Here is a 16,815-nt window from a genome sequence, read left to right as displayed (position 1 = left end):
AGTGTGCAGCGGCTAATTAGAACAGCTGCTGTTTTTTATTTCGCAACAGATACGAGGTATTCCATAAACGAATCACCTTCATAGTCTTCATACCCTTGAAGGGTTTCCGTTGTTAGATCATCAAAGTAAAAATCCAATACCGTCTCTCGTTCATGCTTCAACGGGGTAGGGCAGAAGCACTTCTCGCTCCACATCACCTCATCATCATTCATCACCGCCCGATGCATCGAATCAACAATCTCCTGTCCATCCAGCTTCTGTTCACTAATCGTCCCGTCACGTAATCGATCCAAAAACTCCGCAGCCTTCTCAGTTTTCAATTTTGCTTTTACGCGATAAAACATCGTATGTCCTTTCAGAATAATGCAGCCATTCAGTATCTGATGACCCTACTGTCTGATCGACTCTCACCACCAATTCAAGCCAACTTCACGAAACACAGCGCGCACAAAATGGTCAGACTTCGAACAGTCAAAAGAATTTTACTGGCGAAAACGCGCCTTTTTCTGCTGAATTCTTACCAAAACTGTCACGTTTTTGACCAAAATCCACCATTTTTGACCTTTTTCTTAAATCTGAGAATCCAGCCTTAAATCGTTGCTAATCGAGTACCGGTAATAGGTTATAAGAACACATGTTCAAGTGCTGAACATTTTGTGCGCGCTGCGATTTGCGCACAAACGCGCCGCGCTCGGAAGATTGAGTTTCACTCGCAGTCGCGCGTCTATTTCGTGCGCATATTTGGGTCGTAAAACCAACATCGTATTAGCGAACAGGCAGAGCATCCGATTTGCTTGGGTGCGCGCGTTTCGCTCAGCAATCACACATTAAAACTTTCCACAACCACGACCCTGTGAACGAGATTCATAGCTATCTAAAGAGTCAGAATCACACAGGATGAATCGGGTACGTCTTGTGTTTGGGATGCCTCTCGCATCGGGCCGCAAAGCCGGATAAACTTATGCCTGTTTTGACCGGCCACGCTGGCGCTTGCCGACATCAAAAATTGGCATTCAGTTAGCCTCCAACGCCTGCTCATCCCCTCAGCCTCACCGCTAACGCTCATAATTGGCCGTGGCTTTTTCAATACCCGCTGTTGCAACAGGTTATGCAGGCAGCATTTAGAGGGTCTTTATGAATATCGTGATTTGTGGCGCCGGCGAAGTCGGCAGGCACTCTGCTGAAGTTCTCGCCAAAGCCCGTAACAACATCACAGTTATTGACCAGTCCCCGGAAAAGCTCGCTGAGCTGGACGACGTCATGGACGTGCGTTCTCTGCTCGGCAATGCCACGCAGGCCGATATCCTCCTTGAAGCGGGGACCGCCAAGGCCGATCTCTTTATCGCGGCAACCTCTTCTGATGAAATAAACCTTCTCGCTGCTTCGATTGCAAAGGGCGTTGGCGCAACGACTTGCATCGCACGCGTCCATCATTCCGCTTTCTTTGAACAGAACAGTTTCGCCTACGCCAAGCACCTTGGCGTCGACCATATGGTCTGCCCTGAATACGCGACAGCCCATGCGATCGCATCGACGCTCAGAAACCCTGGCGCGTTGGCTGTTGAGCAGTTCGCCAAGGGGAAAGTGGAGATGCAGCAGTTGCCGGTGTCGGAGGATTCGAAGGCGGCGGGCTTGAAGTTGCGAGATATACAACTACCGGGCGCTGCAAGAGTTGCGGCTGTTGAGCATTTTGGATACCCGTCAATTCCTGATGCGGACACGGTGATCGAGGCGCATGATATTCTGACGATTATCGGGGACACGAACTCGTTTGAGAAGATCCGAAAGGTGTTTCAGACCACAACGGACAAGCGGCGACGGATCATCATCATGGGTGGTACAGGGCAGTCGGTTTGGTTATGCCGCGTATTGAAACACCGCGGATTCTCGATTCGTTTGTTTGAAACTGACCGGGCGCGAGCGGAAGAACTGAGTGAAAAATTGGATTGGGTGACGGTGCTGAATGCGGATGCGGTGAATACGGATGCGCTGAAAGATGAGCGCGTGGATTTGGCGGATGCGTTTGTTGCGATGACGGATGATGAGGAGACGAACATTCTTGCTGCGGCGCGGGCGAAGTCGATGGGTGTGGCGCAGGCGATTGCGGTTTTGCAGCGGCCGACGTACTTACACTTGCTTAGACATATTGGGATTGATAAAGCGTTCAGCCCGAGATCAACAGCGGTCACGGAGATACAACGACTCATAGAGCCGGGGCCGGTGAAGCGATTGGGGTCGCTGTCGGAGGGGATTGCGGAGATTTATGAGATTAAGGTGCCGGGGGATGCGAGCAAGGTGATTGGGAAGCCGCTGTCGGAAATCAAATTCCCGGGGCATTGCTTGTTGGCTGCGTTGCAGCGTGACAAGGAAGTGTTTGTGCCGGGTGCTGATTCGGTGATTATGGAGGGTGATACGGTGATTGCGGTGGGGCCGGCGTCCAGTAAATCGGAATTGCGTCGTCTATTTGGCGCTAAGGGGTTGCCGATCCCGGGGACGAAGTGGATGGGAACGTTCTTAAGTTAGTATGGGCTGAATTTCAGATTAAACGTGTTATTGGGTGATGGCGATAGCGGCAATTCGGGGAGGCTATTAAGATAGCGCTGCAAGTCAGGGGCGGAGTTGGAGAAGTTGTGATACGAACAGGGGGGAGATAGCAGTGATTCGGGGAGGCTATTAAGATAGCGCTGCAAATCAGGGGGGAGTTGGAAATGATGTGACACGAACAGGGGGGAGATAGCAGTGATTTGGGGAGGCTATTAAGATAACGCTGCAAGTCAGGGGCGGAGTTGGAGAAGTTGTGATACGAACAGGGGGGAGATAGCAGTGATTCGGGGAGGCTATTAAGATAGCGCTGCAAGTCAGGGGCGGAGTTGGAAATGATGTGATACGAACAGGGGGGGTACGGGAGTGATATGAAGCTTAGGATCGTTTTTCAACAACTTGGTTTAGTGATGTTAGTGATGTGCTTCTGCATGTTGCTGATTACAGCTTGGGCGGCATGGCAGTTGTATGCGGCTGACAAGACAGAGGAGTTGTACGCGATCTATGGATTGTTGGGGACGATTGGTGTGGGTTCGTTTGTGGGGTTGATTATGTGGGGTTGGGGCCGATATGCGAAGAAGGGTGGGGATGGGATGTTGCCGGCGTTTGATGAAACGCTGGGGAGGCGTGAGGCGTTGTTGTTGGTGGCGCTGACGTGGATTGTTGGTGCGGCGTTGTCGGGGTTGCCATACTTTTTGTGGTGGCATTTTAATGATGAGCATTTGGTTGATGCGGCCACGCGGTCGGGTCATGAGTTTGCATCGTTCGCGTCTTGTTATTTTGAGGCGATGAGTGGATTGACGACAACGGGTTCGACGGTGTTGAGTGATATCAGCGGTGTGCCACAAGGTCTGTTGTTGTGGCGGGCGATGACGCACTGGCTGGGCGGGCTTGGGATTGTGGTTTTGTTTGTGGCGGTGCTGCCGAACTTGGGTGTGGGTGGGAAGCGATTGTTTTTTGTTGAGGCGCCGGGGCCGCAACAGCAGGGTGTTCGCCCGCGGATTCGTGAGACGGCGAGGATTTTGTGGCTGATTTATTTGTTTTTCACGATCATTCAGGTGGTGCTGTATAAGGCGTTTGGGTTGACGTGGTTTGAGGCGGTGTGTCATACGTTTGCAACGCTGGCAACGGGCGGGTTCTCGACGCACAATGCGAGTATTGGGTATTACAACGCGGAGCATATTGGGGTGTTGAATACGTGGATGATTGATTTCATCACGGTCATTTTCATGATCCTGGCTGGGGTGAACTTTGGGTTGTATTACCATCTGGCGAGGCGGCGGTTCAAGCTGATTTGGAAGGACCCGGAGCTGCGGACGTATTTAGCGATCATTGTTGGGGCGACGATGGTTGTGTCGGCGTATCTGGTGGGCAGCACGATTCAGGTGACGGATGGTTCAACGGTGGAGGGGACGGCTCCTGAGGCGGTGCGGTTTGGGTTGTTCCAAGTGGTGTCGATTCAGACGACAACGGGATTTGGGACGGCGAATTTCAATGTGTGGCCGTTTGTTCCGAAGATGGTGTTGTTGATGCTGATGTTTGTGGGCGCGTCGGCGGGTTCGACGGGTGGCGGGATTAAGGTGATCCGTGTACTGATCGGGTTCAGGATTATGTTTGCGGAGATTGAGCGAATTTTCAGGCCGAGTGTTGTACGCCCGATCCGGATTGCGGGGAGTACGATCTCGACGGAGCTGAAGCAGGCGGTGCTGGTTTATATTTTGGGGATTATCGTGCTGTGGTGGTTGGGTTCGATTGTGTTGATGGTGTTGGAGCCAGCGGGGAGTTTGAGTTATGTGTCGGCGGCAACGGCGAGTGCGGCGACGTTGAACAATATTGGGCCGGGCTTAGAGCAGGTGGGCGCGATTGAGAACTATGGATTTTTTAGCAGCAGCTCGAAAATGGTGATGGCGCTGTTGATGGCACTGGGTCGGCTTGAGGTGTATGCGATATTGGTGTTGTTTACGCCGAGTTTCTGGCGGAGTGAATAGGGCGGGTTGTGGTGAGAATGTAGTGAATGATGTGCCAGGCATGCATTAAGTGGTCTTGATTGTTGAATCGGTTGAATAAATATCAGATTATCCGATGTTAGGTATTGATTAGGTAGTTGGTGATTGTTATATTTGCTGCCGCTGCTGGGGTAGTAGCGTTTTCAAGATGATCGATTGTGAGGCGTCGTTGCTACCGTTGCGGTGCTGTGAATGTTGTCGGTGATGTTTGAAGACGAGTTTGGTTCTAATTAATGAATAGACAGGTGTTGTGAAGGAGCGACAGGATGAATGCTGTACGTTTATCGATTTTTGTATGGGTGATGATGGCTATGAATGTGATGCAGGTATGGGGTGGTGTGAATGTGAGTGAGGTTGATGGTGATACGCGGTTTGAGTGGGTGATTTTGGGGACATTTCCAAACCCTGAGATAGCGAAGGAGAAGCAGGTTGGGGGGAATAATAGTGGCGGGCTGGATGAGGATTATCTGTTGCCGATTGGTGGAGAAGGCGAGGCGGTGATTCGTGATGGTGTGGTGGTGAAGCATGTTGACAAGGCGGGAAAGGAATGGACAGCATCGACAAAAGTCGTGAAGCTGCGTAATGGCGAGAGCTTGTCGTTAAACGGTGTGATCAATGATTCAGGGCGGCGGGTTGGTTATGCGTACACGGAAGTTGAGGCGGATGGTGATGAGGCGGTCGAGGTATATTTTGGGTCGGATGATCGCGCGAAGGTTTGGTTGAATGGTGAAAAGGTACATGATTTTCGGCGGCATGGTCGTGGAATCAATGTAGGTGAAGATCAGTTTGTGATGCGGTTCAAGGCGGGTGTGAATCGTGTGTTGGTGAAGATTGAAAACGATATGTATGGGTGGGGATTTGGAATGTTGCTGATCCCGGAGGGGAAGAAAGAGATGATGTTGGCAGCGAAGAAACGAGGTGAGTTGGTGGAGCGGTTGTTGTACGAGCCGATCCGATATCAACGGAGTTGGGGAAAGAGTTATGTGATTGATGGGCCGAATTTATTTACGCCTGAGTTTGATAATCCTGAGCTGGCGAAGCTGGTGTTGGGCGATTACAAGATTGAGATGAAGTGGTATGACAGTGATTTGAATGAGGTGGAACGAGCAGAAAGTGGGAAGATCTATTTTGCTTCGATTAAAGTTACAGGTGAGGAGGGGTTTGAATTGAGGAAAATTGTAGCGTTTGCTGCGATGTACGATATGGATATCGTTTGGACGCGATACCTGGGGGGCTTGGATTTTCAGCATTTAAATGCGCTTGGGATTGGTGATGCGGTGTTTAAAAAGTTTGATGAACGCGTCATGCGAAAGATGCAACAGGGGATGTTGTGGCAGATGATTTCGAATGATGAGGGTGTGGCGATATTGAACGGGTTGTTGGTGTTGTCGCAGAAAGAGCGGGAGGGGAAATTGGGTGAAGTGAAGGGATGGGAAACGCCTTGGATTATGACGAAGGATCAGATGTTGCGTTTGCGTATGAAGGAGGAGGGGCGTGAGGCTAAGGTACTTGCGTATCCGAAAGTGGTTGAAGGGCAGGGGGCGACGGTTGTGAGAGAAGGGACGCTTGCGGAGGCTGGGTTTGAGGATGGGTTTAAGGGGGCGATGGCTGAGGTGTGTCAGAATTGGGCGGATGAGAGCGGCGTGCCGTTCAATGTGATGGTGGTGAGGCATGGTGTGGTGGCGTATCAAGGGGCGCATTACGCGGCGGGCGATGATGCGGTGGATGAGGATTCAACGTTTGAAGCGGCTTCGATTTCGAAGTTGATGTTCAGTACGTTGTTGTCGATGTTCAGGGAGCAGGGGTTGGTGTCGCTGGACGAGCCGCTTGGGAAGTATATTGAGGGGTTCCCGGTTGAGGGGGATAAGGTGATGACGGTGCGTCAGTGCATGATGCATTTGGCGGGTACGGAAGGGCATATTAATTATGGGGGGATGCCCAATGTCTGGTTTGATGATGCGGTGAAGAATCGGCTGGATTCGATATATCCCGGTGTAAAGTATGAATACAACGGGCTGAGTCTGAATTTGGTAGGTCGGGTGTGTGAGTTGGTGAGTGGTGAAAGTTTTGAGCGATTGATGCAGGAAAGACTGTGGGCTTCTTTGGGGTGTGAGAAGTCGCAATCGTTTGATACGTCGGGCGGGACGCTGACGAACGCAAAGGAATTAGCGAAGGTGGGGCAGATGCTGCTGAATGGTGGAGCGTATGGGGATCTGTACTTTTTTAGTAAGCGGACGCGTGACGAGATGTTGCCGGTGCGTGTGGGGGATTTGTATGAGGGGACACTGACGCCTGAGGTTCGGTATGGATTGGGCACGGAATGGTTCAGGGACGTGTTTGAGGAAGGGGAGAGTGGGGAGCCAGAGTTGGTGCTGAGTGAGCAGGTGTTTGGGCATGGATCGGCGACGGCGTCAATTATCCGGGTGGATCTGGAGAATGGGTTGGTGGTGACGATGGCGAGGCCGGCGCAGGGGGCGGAATATCAGAGGCACTATCAGGTGATGTTTCAGACGATTGGGGCATATATGAAGCGTTAGGTGGTTTGGAGGATGGGGAGGATGGGGGGGATGGGAGAATGATTCGATTCATAAAAAGGGCCTCAGGTGATCTGAGGCCCTGTATTTGTTTGTGGGGGCGGTGAAATTTGGGATTGGGAATGTGGGCAGAGGAGAGGATTTGACGGGGTGGGTGTTTCGTTCAAAAATAATGGTAGAGACTGACTTTAGAAATACAGGCACAGGCGGCTGCGAGGCTGGATGTGCGAAGGATTGATATACGATGCCCATTCGTGATGAAGAAACGGTGAACGTGGATTTGAAGCCGATGACGGCGGCCCAGAACTTTTACCTGCCTGAGGTATTTAAGGGTCTTGGTACGACGTTCCGCCATTTGGCGGGGGCAGTGGGTGGTCATAAGCGAAAGACGAATCGTGTGATGCCTTATCCTGAGGTTCGCCGGGAGGACTTGCTGATTGAGGATGGCGGGTTGTATGCGGGGAATTTTCGAGGGGTGCACCGATTGAATCGTGATGAGGAGGGCAGGGTGCGATGCGTTGCGTGTTTTATGTGTGCAACGGCGTGTCCGGCTAACTGTATTCATATTGAAGGGGCGGAGTCGCCATGGGATGATCGCGAGAAGTATCCGGTGAAGTTTGATATTGATGAGCTTCGCTGTATTTATTGTGGGATGTGCGAAGAGGCATGTCCGGTGGATGCGATTGAGCTGACGCCGGTGTATGACATTGTGGGGATGACGCGGCAGGAGATGATTTTTGATAAAGAAAAGCTGCTGTCGATTTATGATGCTACGATCGATCAAAAGCCCATGTAAATCCTCCCCCAATTCCCCCCCCCCAAAAAAAAAAAAATCCCCCATTATTCGCGAGGTGGTGGGATTGATGTAATAAATAAAAATGCCCGGCTGAAAAGTCGGGTTTTTTGACGTGTTTATGGTAACTAATGGTTAGATAGACATGGGTGGTTGGAGTGAGAGCGAGTTGAGGGGAGTCATTGTTGGGCGATAAGTTTACAGGGTTTTAATCATGATGTATGGGGCGTGGTCGGAAGTTGATTGGAAGCCGAGTCGGGTGTAAAGGTTGATGTGGTCGTGGCAGCCGAAACCCGCGGTGGTGAGGAGGTAGGTTGCGTTGTGTGATTCGGCGAATGAGATGGCGCGACGGAGGAGTGAGCCGGCGATACCTTTGCCGCGGTGTTGCGGTGGAATGATGAGATGATGGATAGCAGCGTGATCATTGAATTGGAGATAGAGAAGGCCGGCGATCAGGGTGTTGTTCTCGAAGAAGCCGATGAGATGAGGGAGAGGTGGTTCAGTGGATAAGTTCGTCGATTGATCGTGCGTGGTGGGTATTGTGGGGATGAATCGAATCGCGTCACGTCCGAATAATTCGTTGGCTTGTGGGGGCCAGGGTATGGTATGTGGGATTATTTCGATGTGGATGGCGTGATTATCGGTCATGTGATTTATGTTAGCAAAAAAGTGATGAAAAGCCTTGTTTAGAAGCACTTTTTTCTTGCTCTTCCCATTTTAACAACGGATACTGGGATGTGTTGAAAGCATTGTCTGGAGCGTCTTGGTGTTACCACATAAAGCGACAAATGATGGCAAACATGGCGGATGAATTTAATCATCCTACGTGTGTTATATCGCATTGCTATGGTGAGGCTGAGGGCGGAAGGAAAGTGCTGGAAGCTCATTGATAACTGAGATAAGTTTCATTCGATTCTTTGTCTGAGCAGATAGGAGTTGATTGCTTGGATGGGCATGGGGATAGCGTTTATCGGGGAGGGCATGTCTATGAACCTGTTAGATTACTTACGTTTTTTTGGAGACCTTTCATGCAATTTAAAGTACACGGTATGAACGTCGGTCTGACACCGAGCCTGGTTGATCACATCGAGACACGTATAGCGACAGCATTAGATGGGTTTAAGGATCGCATACAAGGGGTGATTGTGCGGTTGTCACGAGATCATTCTCATGAGGATAATCATGAGATGTCGCTGAAGGTACAGGTCGAGTTGGGCAAGGCAGGGACGGTTTATCTTGAACAGGACGAACATGATCTTTATGCGGCGGTGGATATGGCTGCAACGCGATTAAAGCGAACGGTGCGGCGTAAAATCAATCGACAGCGTGATAAACATCGGCATGCGGTCACGAATCATCCGTATGCGATGATATGATTGTGTAGAATTTTAAATCAACAAAACATTGGCCCCGTTGCTTTTTAGAGTAACGGGGTTTTTCGTGGGTTGAATTTTTGTGAATACGGCAAGATGATTCGTGTGTGAGGGATCAATAAAATGCTGAGGGGAAACAAGGAGATGATGATGGCTTTAAAGAAAACATTGCTGGATCTGGCGAATGAGGTTCGTGCGGAGGGGAGTGTTGAGGAGATTGATGTTGAAGAGTTTGGAGAGCTGATGAATGAGGAGGATGGGATGTTGATTGTGGATGTGCGTGAGCCAGATGAGTTTGTGCGGGGTCATGTGAAGGGTGCAGTGAATTTGCCACGGGGCGTGATTGAGATGCGTTTGGAAAAAGAATGCTTTGGCGGGAATGCAAGTGAGGCGGATCTGTGGCGGCCCGTGGTGCTGTATTGCGGGGGAGGGCATCGCTCGATATTGGCGGGGAAAATGTTACGTGAGCAGGGTTTTGAACGGGTGTATTCACTTGAGGGTGGGATGAGCGCCTATGGAGAGGCTGATTTGGAGATAGAGATTTAGATAGGGCATTGAAAAACACGCCTAAAAGCGTGTCAGGGGGGATGGCTATGAAAATGCATGGCTTGCTGCAGCTCGCGGTTGGTCCCACGTGATGTCGATTTTGCGATCCGCTTTTCAGGCAGCATTGGAACACGTTCCATTGACCTGAAAAACGCTCTGAATGCTGCTGAGTGCACGAAAGGGTGCTGTTCTGGTCGGATGCAAAGCTCGCGGGGAGTATTTGCTATCAACATTCGCTGCGGCATTTTTTGCCATGCATTAGAGTAATTATAGTACTTGACTATCTTTTTTTCGATTAGGAATTAGACTCATTTTTGGATGATTTTGTGCGCCAGATTTATAAACACCAGTAGGGTTTGCAGGGCTTCCGTTGTGTAAAACTCAAGATACAGGATCGTTTGATTGAATCTAAAAAACCGCAAATATGACATTCAAAACTATCGTAGTTGCTCAGGGGTGAAAAATGTTCCCATGTCAAGATATCTAATTAAACTTTCAGTGAACGAAATCTATCTCTAAGCTTTTGTGTATTAATGGTTTAAAGATGATTGAATGGGCATGAAACGGTATAAAAAGATTCAAGTCTTACTTGTCTGTTTCAGCTATTTAAGTACATTATGAGTGATTGTTCTAGGGACTCGCAGTACGTTGCTGCTAGGGACGTTACAGTTCCGGGTCTGTGCCAGAGTTCTGATCCCTGTCACAGCATCTGAAATTTCTGGATCAGGGTTGATGTCTATGAAAAAACAAATCAATTATTTACGTACGCCATTGCGCGCAATCGCACGGCCTTCAACCGCATTGTTATTAACAGCGTTTATTGCTGGTCCATCATTTGCTGCAGACTACACCTGGTATGGTGGGGCAAAAGATGACGACGGTAATGATCTAGTCAACTGGGACGAAGCAGGCAACTGGAATACGGTCGCAGCACCAGCCGGTGATATTGCAGGTGGTACGATCACCTTTGCAACAGACCTCAATAATCAGTACCGAGTTACCGAAGTTAAGCAGATTGAAAATGTTGGCTCGGTTCAGTTTACTTCCAGCCAAGGTTTCAACATACTTCCGGGTGAATCGTGGTTGTTCCAGGCGGGTGGAAAAATTGAAAGTTATTCTGCTAGTGCAGTCCATCAGATTCGTACATCTATCGTTGCGACAGCAGGTGGGTTGAATATTCTCAACTACAATCCAACGGTTGGGCGTAGTACGAGTGAGATTCAACTGTCTGGCGGTTTACGTTTCGATGGTGATGTTGTGGTTGGAGATATCGCTGGGACGGCTAGCGGTGATGTGCGTATCTCGGGTCTGTATCAGTCATCAAATCCGACGAGTCAGATTGTAAAGTATGGCTCAGGTACCCTCTACATGGAAGGTACGAGCTTGTTTGCGGGTGGTGTTGAGTTGCATGATGGTATTCTTGCAATTGGTCGCTCGGATGCGATCAGCTCTGGTACACCAACGAGAAGCACGCTGACGATTGAGGGCGGCGGGCTGCGGGCGTACTCAAATATTGAAGAATTTAATTCTGTACAGTACAACCCGTTCCTGGCTCTTCAGGGCATTACCAACGATTTGGATGTCAACAGTGACTTCTTCGTAACCGGTGGTAACGTGCTAGCGGTTACTGGTGACACGGATTTTGGTGGCGTTCAAAGAACGATTGACCTGCAGAACAATGCAACAACCAATCTTCTTGGTGAGTTTGTCGGTCTTGACGCGAAGTATCGTTCGGGTCTGATCTTGAATGGTGATTTTTCTAACACCAACAATGGTATGGTCATTGATACGACCACCTTTGTGACGGTTAATGATGAAGGCACCAATCGGATCATGAAGAACGGCGGCAGCTTGGTGCTGTTTGGTTCGACGCCAGGCAAAGGTAATTTCATTGGTGATGTGACCGTGAATGCTGGTGAATTAGGTATGGCTGGCTTCGCAAAGGTCACTGGTGATGTGAATGTCACGACTTATGCGGAAAACCAGGCTTACTTTGGTGCTAGCTTTAAAGATTCGAATCGCGATGAGTTACATATGCTTTCAACGATCCGCACTGGCGGTGTTGTTGATGGTGCGTTGACATTGAATGGCGGTCGCTTGTTTATTGCTGGTTCAAGCATTAGTTCTGTTGCTGATATGAAAGTGACGGGCAAGCTGACATTGACAAATCACAGCCTGATGCATGTTCTGGTATCAGCAGATGTGAATGGCAACGCGTACACTGGTGCCATTGAAGCAACAGGCGATGTTCAGATTGATAACGATACAGAAGTTGTCGTTCAATATAGTGATGTAAATCTTATTCGTAATGGTCAGAAGTATAAGGTTCTTGACACGATCAATACGAATACCATTAATGTCAATTTTGATCCTGCTAAGGTTCATGTTGACGATCTGCCAGACGAATTTAACTTCCAGTTTGTTGAAGAAACGGCAGGTACTAGTACTGATTACTTTGTTGAGATGTCAGTCAAGCCATACGATCAGATTGCTAAGACTGATAATGAGATGGCTGTTGCGAAGGTACTCCAAGAGATCCGTGTTGATCCAACGCTCACAGGTGACATGAAGGTTGTGATTGATGCGTTCAATAATCAAGCAACCGGCGAATTCCGTCCAGCACTGTTGACTATCAGCCCAGAAGAATCTGCGGACAAGATGGTAACGATGGGCTTCCATGGCGTGAAGGCTCAGAATAACAACGTGAATTCTCGCTTGAACGATCTTCGTTACAACAAGAACCTGTGGTCAAGCCATACACAGAACTACTTCTCTGCAATCATGGAGAAGGCAACGCCAGAAGAAGCATACGATCTGGCTCTGCAGACATCTTCATACTTTGAAGATCAGGCAGTGATTGCACAAGACACATTTGATCCTGATCTGATGAACCGTGTCGGTTTCTTCGTGACTGGTTACGGTACGTTTGGTGATGTTGGCAACAACAAGGATCAGGTTGGATACGACTGGGAAACTTACGGTGCGACCGTTGGTATGGACTACCGTTTGAGCGACGAATTGATCGTCGGTGCATATGGTGGCTACTCATACTCGGAGGCTAAGGTCCTTCGTGGTGGTGGCTCATCAACGGTGAACTCCATGAACGGTGGTATTTATGGTGCGTATCAGAGTGGTGGTTCATACGTTTCTGGTAGTGCTGGTCTTGGATACAATGTTTACGACAACAACCGTGTGATCCAGTTTGGCTCCTCGCTTGACCGCGTCGCGAAATCAGATCCTACGGGTTACCAGTTCACCGCAGCAGCAACAATCGGACATGACTTTACTGTTCGCGAATGGACATTTGGTCCGTATGCTCAGGTCGAGTTCGCGAACTTGAACGTCGAAGAGTACACCGAAGAAGGCGCTGGTGCGTTGAATCTTGATCTGAATGAATTGGATCTTAAGTCATTGCTCGGTCGTATAGGCATGCACGCGGGTGTTAACATTGACTGGGACCGTGTCACTTTCATGCCGGAAGTGCACGCAGCATATCAGCACCAGTTCTATGACACATCAGAATCAATGACCGCTCGCTTTGCAGGTGCGACTGGTGGTTCATTCGAGTTCAATACGCGTGAACTCACTGAGAATGCATTTATTGGCGGTTTCGGTATTACTGCTTACAACCGTGAATCAGGCGACAGCTTGTATCTTTTCTATGATGGCGAATTCGGTGAAAACGAATACAGCATCCACACCTTCCGTGGCGGTATGCGTTTTACCTTCTAAGTTGATCCTAGAACAATCAAATTGATAGACATCAGAAAACCCTGCTCAACTCAATGAGCAGGGTTTTTATTTGATTGGTTTGGTGAATTTAGTATGAAGCAGTCATATGAAACAGGGTATGCGTTTGGCGTGGGTCAGTTGCCGAGGATTGTTACAATGACGGCTCGATCGCGTGGTTTGTTATCGCATTCGAGATGAAAGATTTGTTGCCAGGTACCTAACACGAGTTGATTGTTTGCGATAGGAATGGATTCGGATGGGCCGAGAGTTGAGGCTTGAAGGTGCGAATGCCCGTTGCCATCATGCCATGTTTGCTCGTGGCCGTAATGCTTAGAAGGAGGCATCAGCTTGTTTAGGATACTGGGTAAATCGCTGATGAGGCCAGGCTCGTACTCAATGGTGCCAATGACAGCGGTCGAACCTACGTTGAATATATGGGCGATGCCAGTTTGGATGTTTGAAGCGGATACGATTGTTTGTACTTGCTCGGTGATGTCGTGCATATCACCATTGGGACGAGTGGAAAATTGGATTTGATCTTGATGTGTTGCCATGAAAATATGATAACGAAGAATGAAGTTTCTTAGGAATCTGTCAATTTATTTAGGACACTTTGATTGTTGCTGTCATGGTGTTTTATGTTGGGCGTTGTGTTTATTGGGATAGAATTTCTAAGCCCGTTTGGTCAAGTTGCTTAATGCCTGCGTAATTTGAGAGTAACACAATGCCCTTGCGTGTGGTGGGATTGAAGCCAATGAATGAGCGATACCCGCCGGTACCGCCGTTATGCCAATAAATTTTTTGGTCTTCATGGATTTGAATATGCCATCCTAGGCCGATTGAGAGTTGTTCATTGATTTTGTGTTGTGTTTTGATTGTGTTGGCCATAGCGAGACTGAGTGTTGTGTCGTTGGGAGAAAGATATGCTTGGATATAGAGCGACAGATCATAAGCGGAGCTTTTGATTGCGCCAGCTGGCGCGGACGCTTTGAAATGCCAAACTGAAGTGGGGGTTGCTTTTTCATCGTAGCCAGTGACGACGGTTTTTTGGTTTTCCGGTGTGTAATGAACAAAAGATTGATTCATTTTGAGGGGTTTGAGAATCTTGTTAGAGATAATGGTTGAGTAGGGTTGTTTAATGTCTTTTTCGAGTGCTAACCCAAGGACTGCGTAGCCGAAATTTGAGTAGGTATAGATTTGTTTTGTTGAGCGTTGTTTTAGCATGTTGAGATTTTGAATGAGTATTTGAGCAGTCTGGTGTTTGTATGGATCGGAGGTATTAAAGATTGCTTTAAGCTGGGTGCTCGCTGAAAGACGAGGGAGTCCTGAGGTGTGTGTTGAAAGCAATCGGGGAGTGATGCTTGCAATCTTATTATTTTTGATCTCCGTTATGATGCTGGACAATTCAGTATCTAAAAAATCTGGGTGATCAATATTGTGCAGAGCAACAGCCAGGGCGGTGAAGGTTTTGGTAACAGAGCCAATTTCAAAGCGAGAATGTTCGTTGAAATTCGGATTGCCAAATTGTAGAAATTTGACATTGTTTTCAGAGATAATGGCTGCAGATATACCGGTTCCCTCAGGAAGATGAATATTATTGAGGTCAGCATTGGCAACGGTTTGAGCAAGAAGTGCGGTGATGGAAGAAATGACAAGCTTGCAAGAATGGTGAAGTGTGTTTGTGATTTTACTGATCATAGGTTGTGTAATATCTGTAAGTTATGATTTAGAATGAGATACTGTGAGTCGATGGTATTCGTGCAATATAATCGCGTTTAAAAAATTTGTATATCAATTCTTATTTTGTTTAGATTTCATCTATGGTTTATGCGTCGGTGGAAATGATATGACGTCTGAGACGAAAGACTATTATGTTTTTGTTCAGTAAGAGGTATGTGGGCAATTATCATTTATAAATGATCTTGAAAAAAAATATCGATATCGTGGATGTTGGCAGCAATGGCATAAGAATTGTGATCATAAAATCGGAATTTTTGTGTGTAGTCATCATTGATAGCCGGCTTGAATTCAGCTTGATATTTCAATGTAATCTAATCAGCGAATTTGATTAATGGATAACGTACGCAATTAGCATATTGGTGTTATTGGATCAAAATCATGAAGGGTTAACGCATGATGAATGACGTGATATTTTCGCACATGGGTAATCTCGCAAATTTGTCGAGATCAAAGACACGATCGATCACGCCAGAGAATATGAATGGTGAAAAAGCTGGTGGGGCAAGAGCGGAAGTTGGTGAAGGCAGTGCGTCGGATTCTAATGATGTTTTAGGGAAAGGTTGGAAAGTAAATCCGTATATTCATGTGAAATCTGGAGAGATCGCGACGATAGCGGAGATTAATGAATCGGGAACGATTCAGCATATCTGGATGACGCCGACAGGGCATTGGAAGCATCTCATACTACGGATTTATTGGGATGATCAGGCGTATCCATCGGTTGAATGCCCGCTGGGAGATTTCTTTGCGAACGGTTGGCAGGACTATGGGCAGGTTAATTCATTGACAGTGAATGTGAATCCTGCGAGTGGTTTGAATTGTTTCTGGCCGATGCCGTTCAAGAAGTGTTGTCGTATGACAGTTGAGAATATGGGTGATGATCAGTTGACGTTGTTTTATCAAATTACCTATGCGGTAGGTGATGTGAGTGATGACGTTGGATATTTTCATGCGTATTACAACCAGTCACGGCCGGTGCTTAAGGGGGATGTGCACACGATATTAAAGGGTGTGAAAGGTTGGGGGCAGTATGTCGGAACTTATATCACTTGGCAAGTGAATGAGGATGGTTGGTGGGGCGAGGGGGAAGTGAAATTTTATATGGATGGGGATGAAGCATATCCGACGATCTGTGGGACAGGGTTGGAGGATTATTTTTTAGGATCGTATAATTTTGATGCGAAATTTTGTTCGGCAACAAAGAAGGGGTATCAGGCGTTTACTGGGCCGTACGCTGGGATGCCGCAAGTGATTCGACCTGATGGCGAGTACATGGCGAATCAACGGTTTGGTTTGTACCGCTGGCATGTTCCGGATCCGATTCGATTTGAAGAAGATCTAAAGGTAACGGTGCAATCATTGGGTTGGCGAAAAGGGAAGAATAGCTGGGGGCATCGTTATGCACAACGGCAGGATCATGTCACATCAGTTGCGTATTGGTATCAAACGCTTCCCAGTGTAAAGTTTCCAGAGTTACCGAGTAAGGATGATCTTGAGATTGTGGGGCAGGAAACGGTTCATTTCCGTTGAATGTGGATTTACCATCTGGT

12 protein-coding genes are annotated in these 16,815 nt (G+C 48.1%); 8 read left to right on the top strand and 4 right to left on the bottom strand.

All coding sequences use genetic code 11. The features are described 5' to 3' along the window. Positions 1-35: 35 nt before the first annotated feature. Positions 36-344 carry a hypothetical protein gene (locus KS4_RS11830; RefSeq protein WP_145078230.1) on the bottom strand — a complete coding sequence of 103 codons (309 nt, stop codon included), beginning with the start codon at positions 342-344 and terminating at the stop codon, positions 36-38. 790 nt (positions 345-1,134) lie between these two features. Between KS4_RS11830 and trkA the strand changes: the two genes are divergently transcribed. From trkA to KS4_RS11810, 4 genes are all read left to right on the top strand, one after another. Next, entirely contained in the window at positions 1,135-2,523 is a 1,389-nt protein-coding gene (gene trkA, locus KS4_RS11825) for a Trk system potassium transporter TrkA (RefSeq protein WP_145078228.1), read from the top strand. A gap of 389 nt (positions 2,524-2,912) precedes the next feature. After that, complete coding sequence (locus KS4_RS11820) at positions 2,913-4,529, top strand: TrkH family potassium uptake protein (protein WP_145078226.1); 1,617 nt, start codon at positions 2,913-2,915, stop codon at positions 4,527-4,529. Positions 4,530-4,813: 284 nt separating this feature from the next. After that, positions 4,814-7,084 carry a serine hydrolase domain-containing protein gene (locus KS4_RS11815; protein ID WP_145078225.1) on the top strand — a complete coding sequence of 757 codons (2,271 nt, stop codon included), beginning with the start codon at positions 4,814-4,816 and terminating at the stop codon, positions 7,082-7,084. 241 nt (positions 7,085-7,325) lie between these two features. Continuing rightward, a complete protein-coding gene (locus KS4_RS11810) occupies positions 7,326-7,877 on the top strand; it encodes a NuoI/complex I 23 kDa subunit family protein (RefSeq protein WP_145078224.1) in 552 nt (183 codons plus the stop codon). A gap of 195 nt (positions 7,878-8,072) precedes the next feature. Here KS4_RS11810 and KS4_RS11805 read toward each other — a convergent pair whose 3' ends face one another. Further along, on the bottom strand, positions 8,073-8,522 hold the full coding sequence (locus KS4_RS11805) for a GNAT family N-acetyltransferase (RefSeq protein WP_145078223.1): 450 nt from the start codon (positions 8,520-8,522) through the stop codon (positions 8,073-8,075). Positions 8,523-8,902: 380 nt separating this feature from the next. Between KS4_RS11805 and hpf the strand changes: the two genes are divergently transcribed. From hpf to KS4_RS11790, 3 genes are all read left to right on the top strand, one after another. Then, positions 8,903-9,250: a ribosome hibernation-promoting factor, HPF/YfiA family gene (gene hpf / locus KS4_RS11800; protein ID WP_145078222.1), complete on the top strand. Its 348-nt coding sequence runs from the start codon at positions 8,903-8,905 to the stop codon at positions 9,248-9,250. A gap of 147 nt (positions 9,251-9,397) precedes the next feature. Further along, positions 9,398-9,793: a rhodanese-like domain-containing protein gene (locus tag KS4_RS11795; protein WP_145078221.1), complete on the top strand. Its 396-nt coding sequence runs from the start codon at positions 9,398-9,400 to the stop codon at positions 9,791-9,793. Positions 9,794-10,525: 732 nt separating this feature from the next. Next, positions 10,526-13,525, top strand: coding sequence for an autotransporter family protein (locus KS4_RS11790; RefSeq protein ID WP_145078219.1), 3,000 nt, complete (start codon positions 10,526-10,528; stop codon positions 13,523-13,525). Positions 13,526-13,659: 134 nt separating this feature from the next. Here KS4_RS11790 and KS4_RS11785 read toward each other — a convergent pair whose 3' ends face one another. Continuing rightward, positions 13,660-14,079, bottom strand: a complete 420-nt coding sequence (locus KS4_RS11785; RefSeq protein ID WP_145078217.1) for a secondary thiamine-phosphate synthase enzyme YjbQ — start codon at positions 14,077-14,079, stop codon at positions 13,660-13,662. 100 nt (positions 14,080-14,179) lie between these two features. Beyond that, positions 14,180-15,223, bottom strand: coding sequence for a serine hydrolase domain-containing protein (locus tag KS4_RS11780; protein ID WP_145078215.1), 1,044 nt, complete (start codon positions 15,221-15,223; stop codon positions 14,180-14,182). A 462-nt stretch (positions 15,224-15,685) separates the two neighbouring features. Here KS4_RS11780 and KS4_RS11775 point away from each other — a divergent pair, with 462 nt between their 5' ends. After that, positions 15,686-16,795 (top strand): glycoside hydrolase family 172 protein, encoded by a 1,110-nt coding sequence (locus tag KS4_RS11775; RefSeq protein ID WP_200761199.1) that lies wholly within the window; start codon positions 15,686-15,688, stop codon positions 16,793-16,795. The last annotated feature ends 20 nt before the right edge of the window (positions 16,796-16,815 follow it).

This window comes from Poriferisphaera corsica (assembly GCF_007747445.1).
Lineage (GTDB): Bacteria > Planctomycetota > Phycisphaerae > Phycisphaerales > Phycisphaeraceae > Poriferisphaera > Poriferisphaera corsica.
This window is presented reverse-complemented; position numbering and strand designations above follow the sequence as displayed.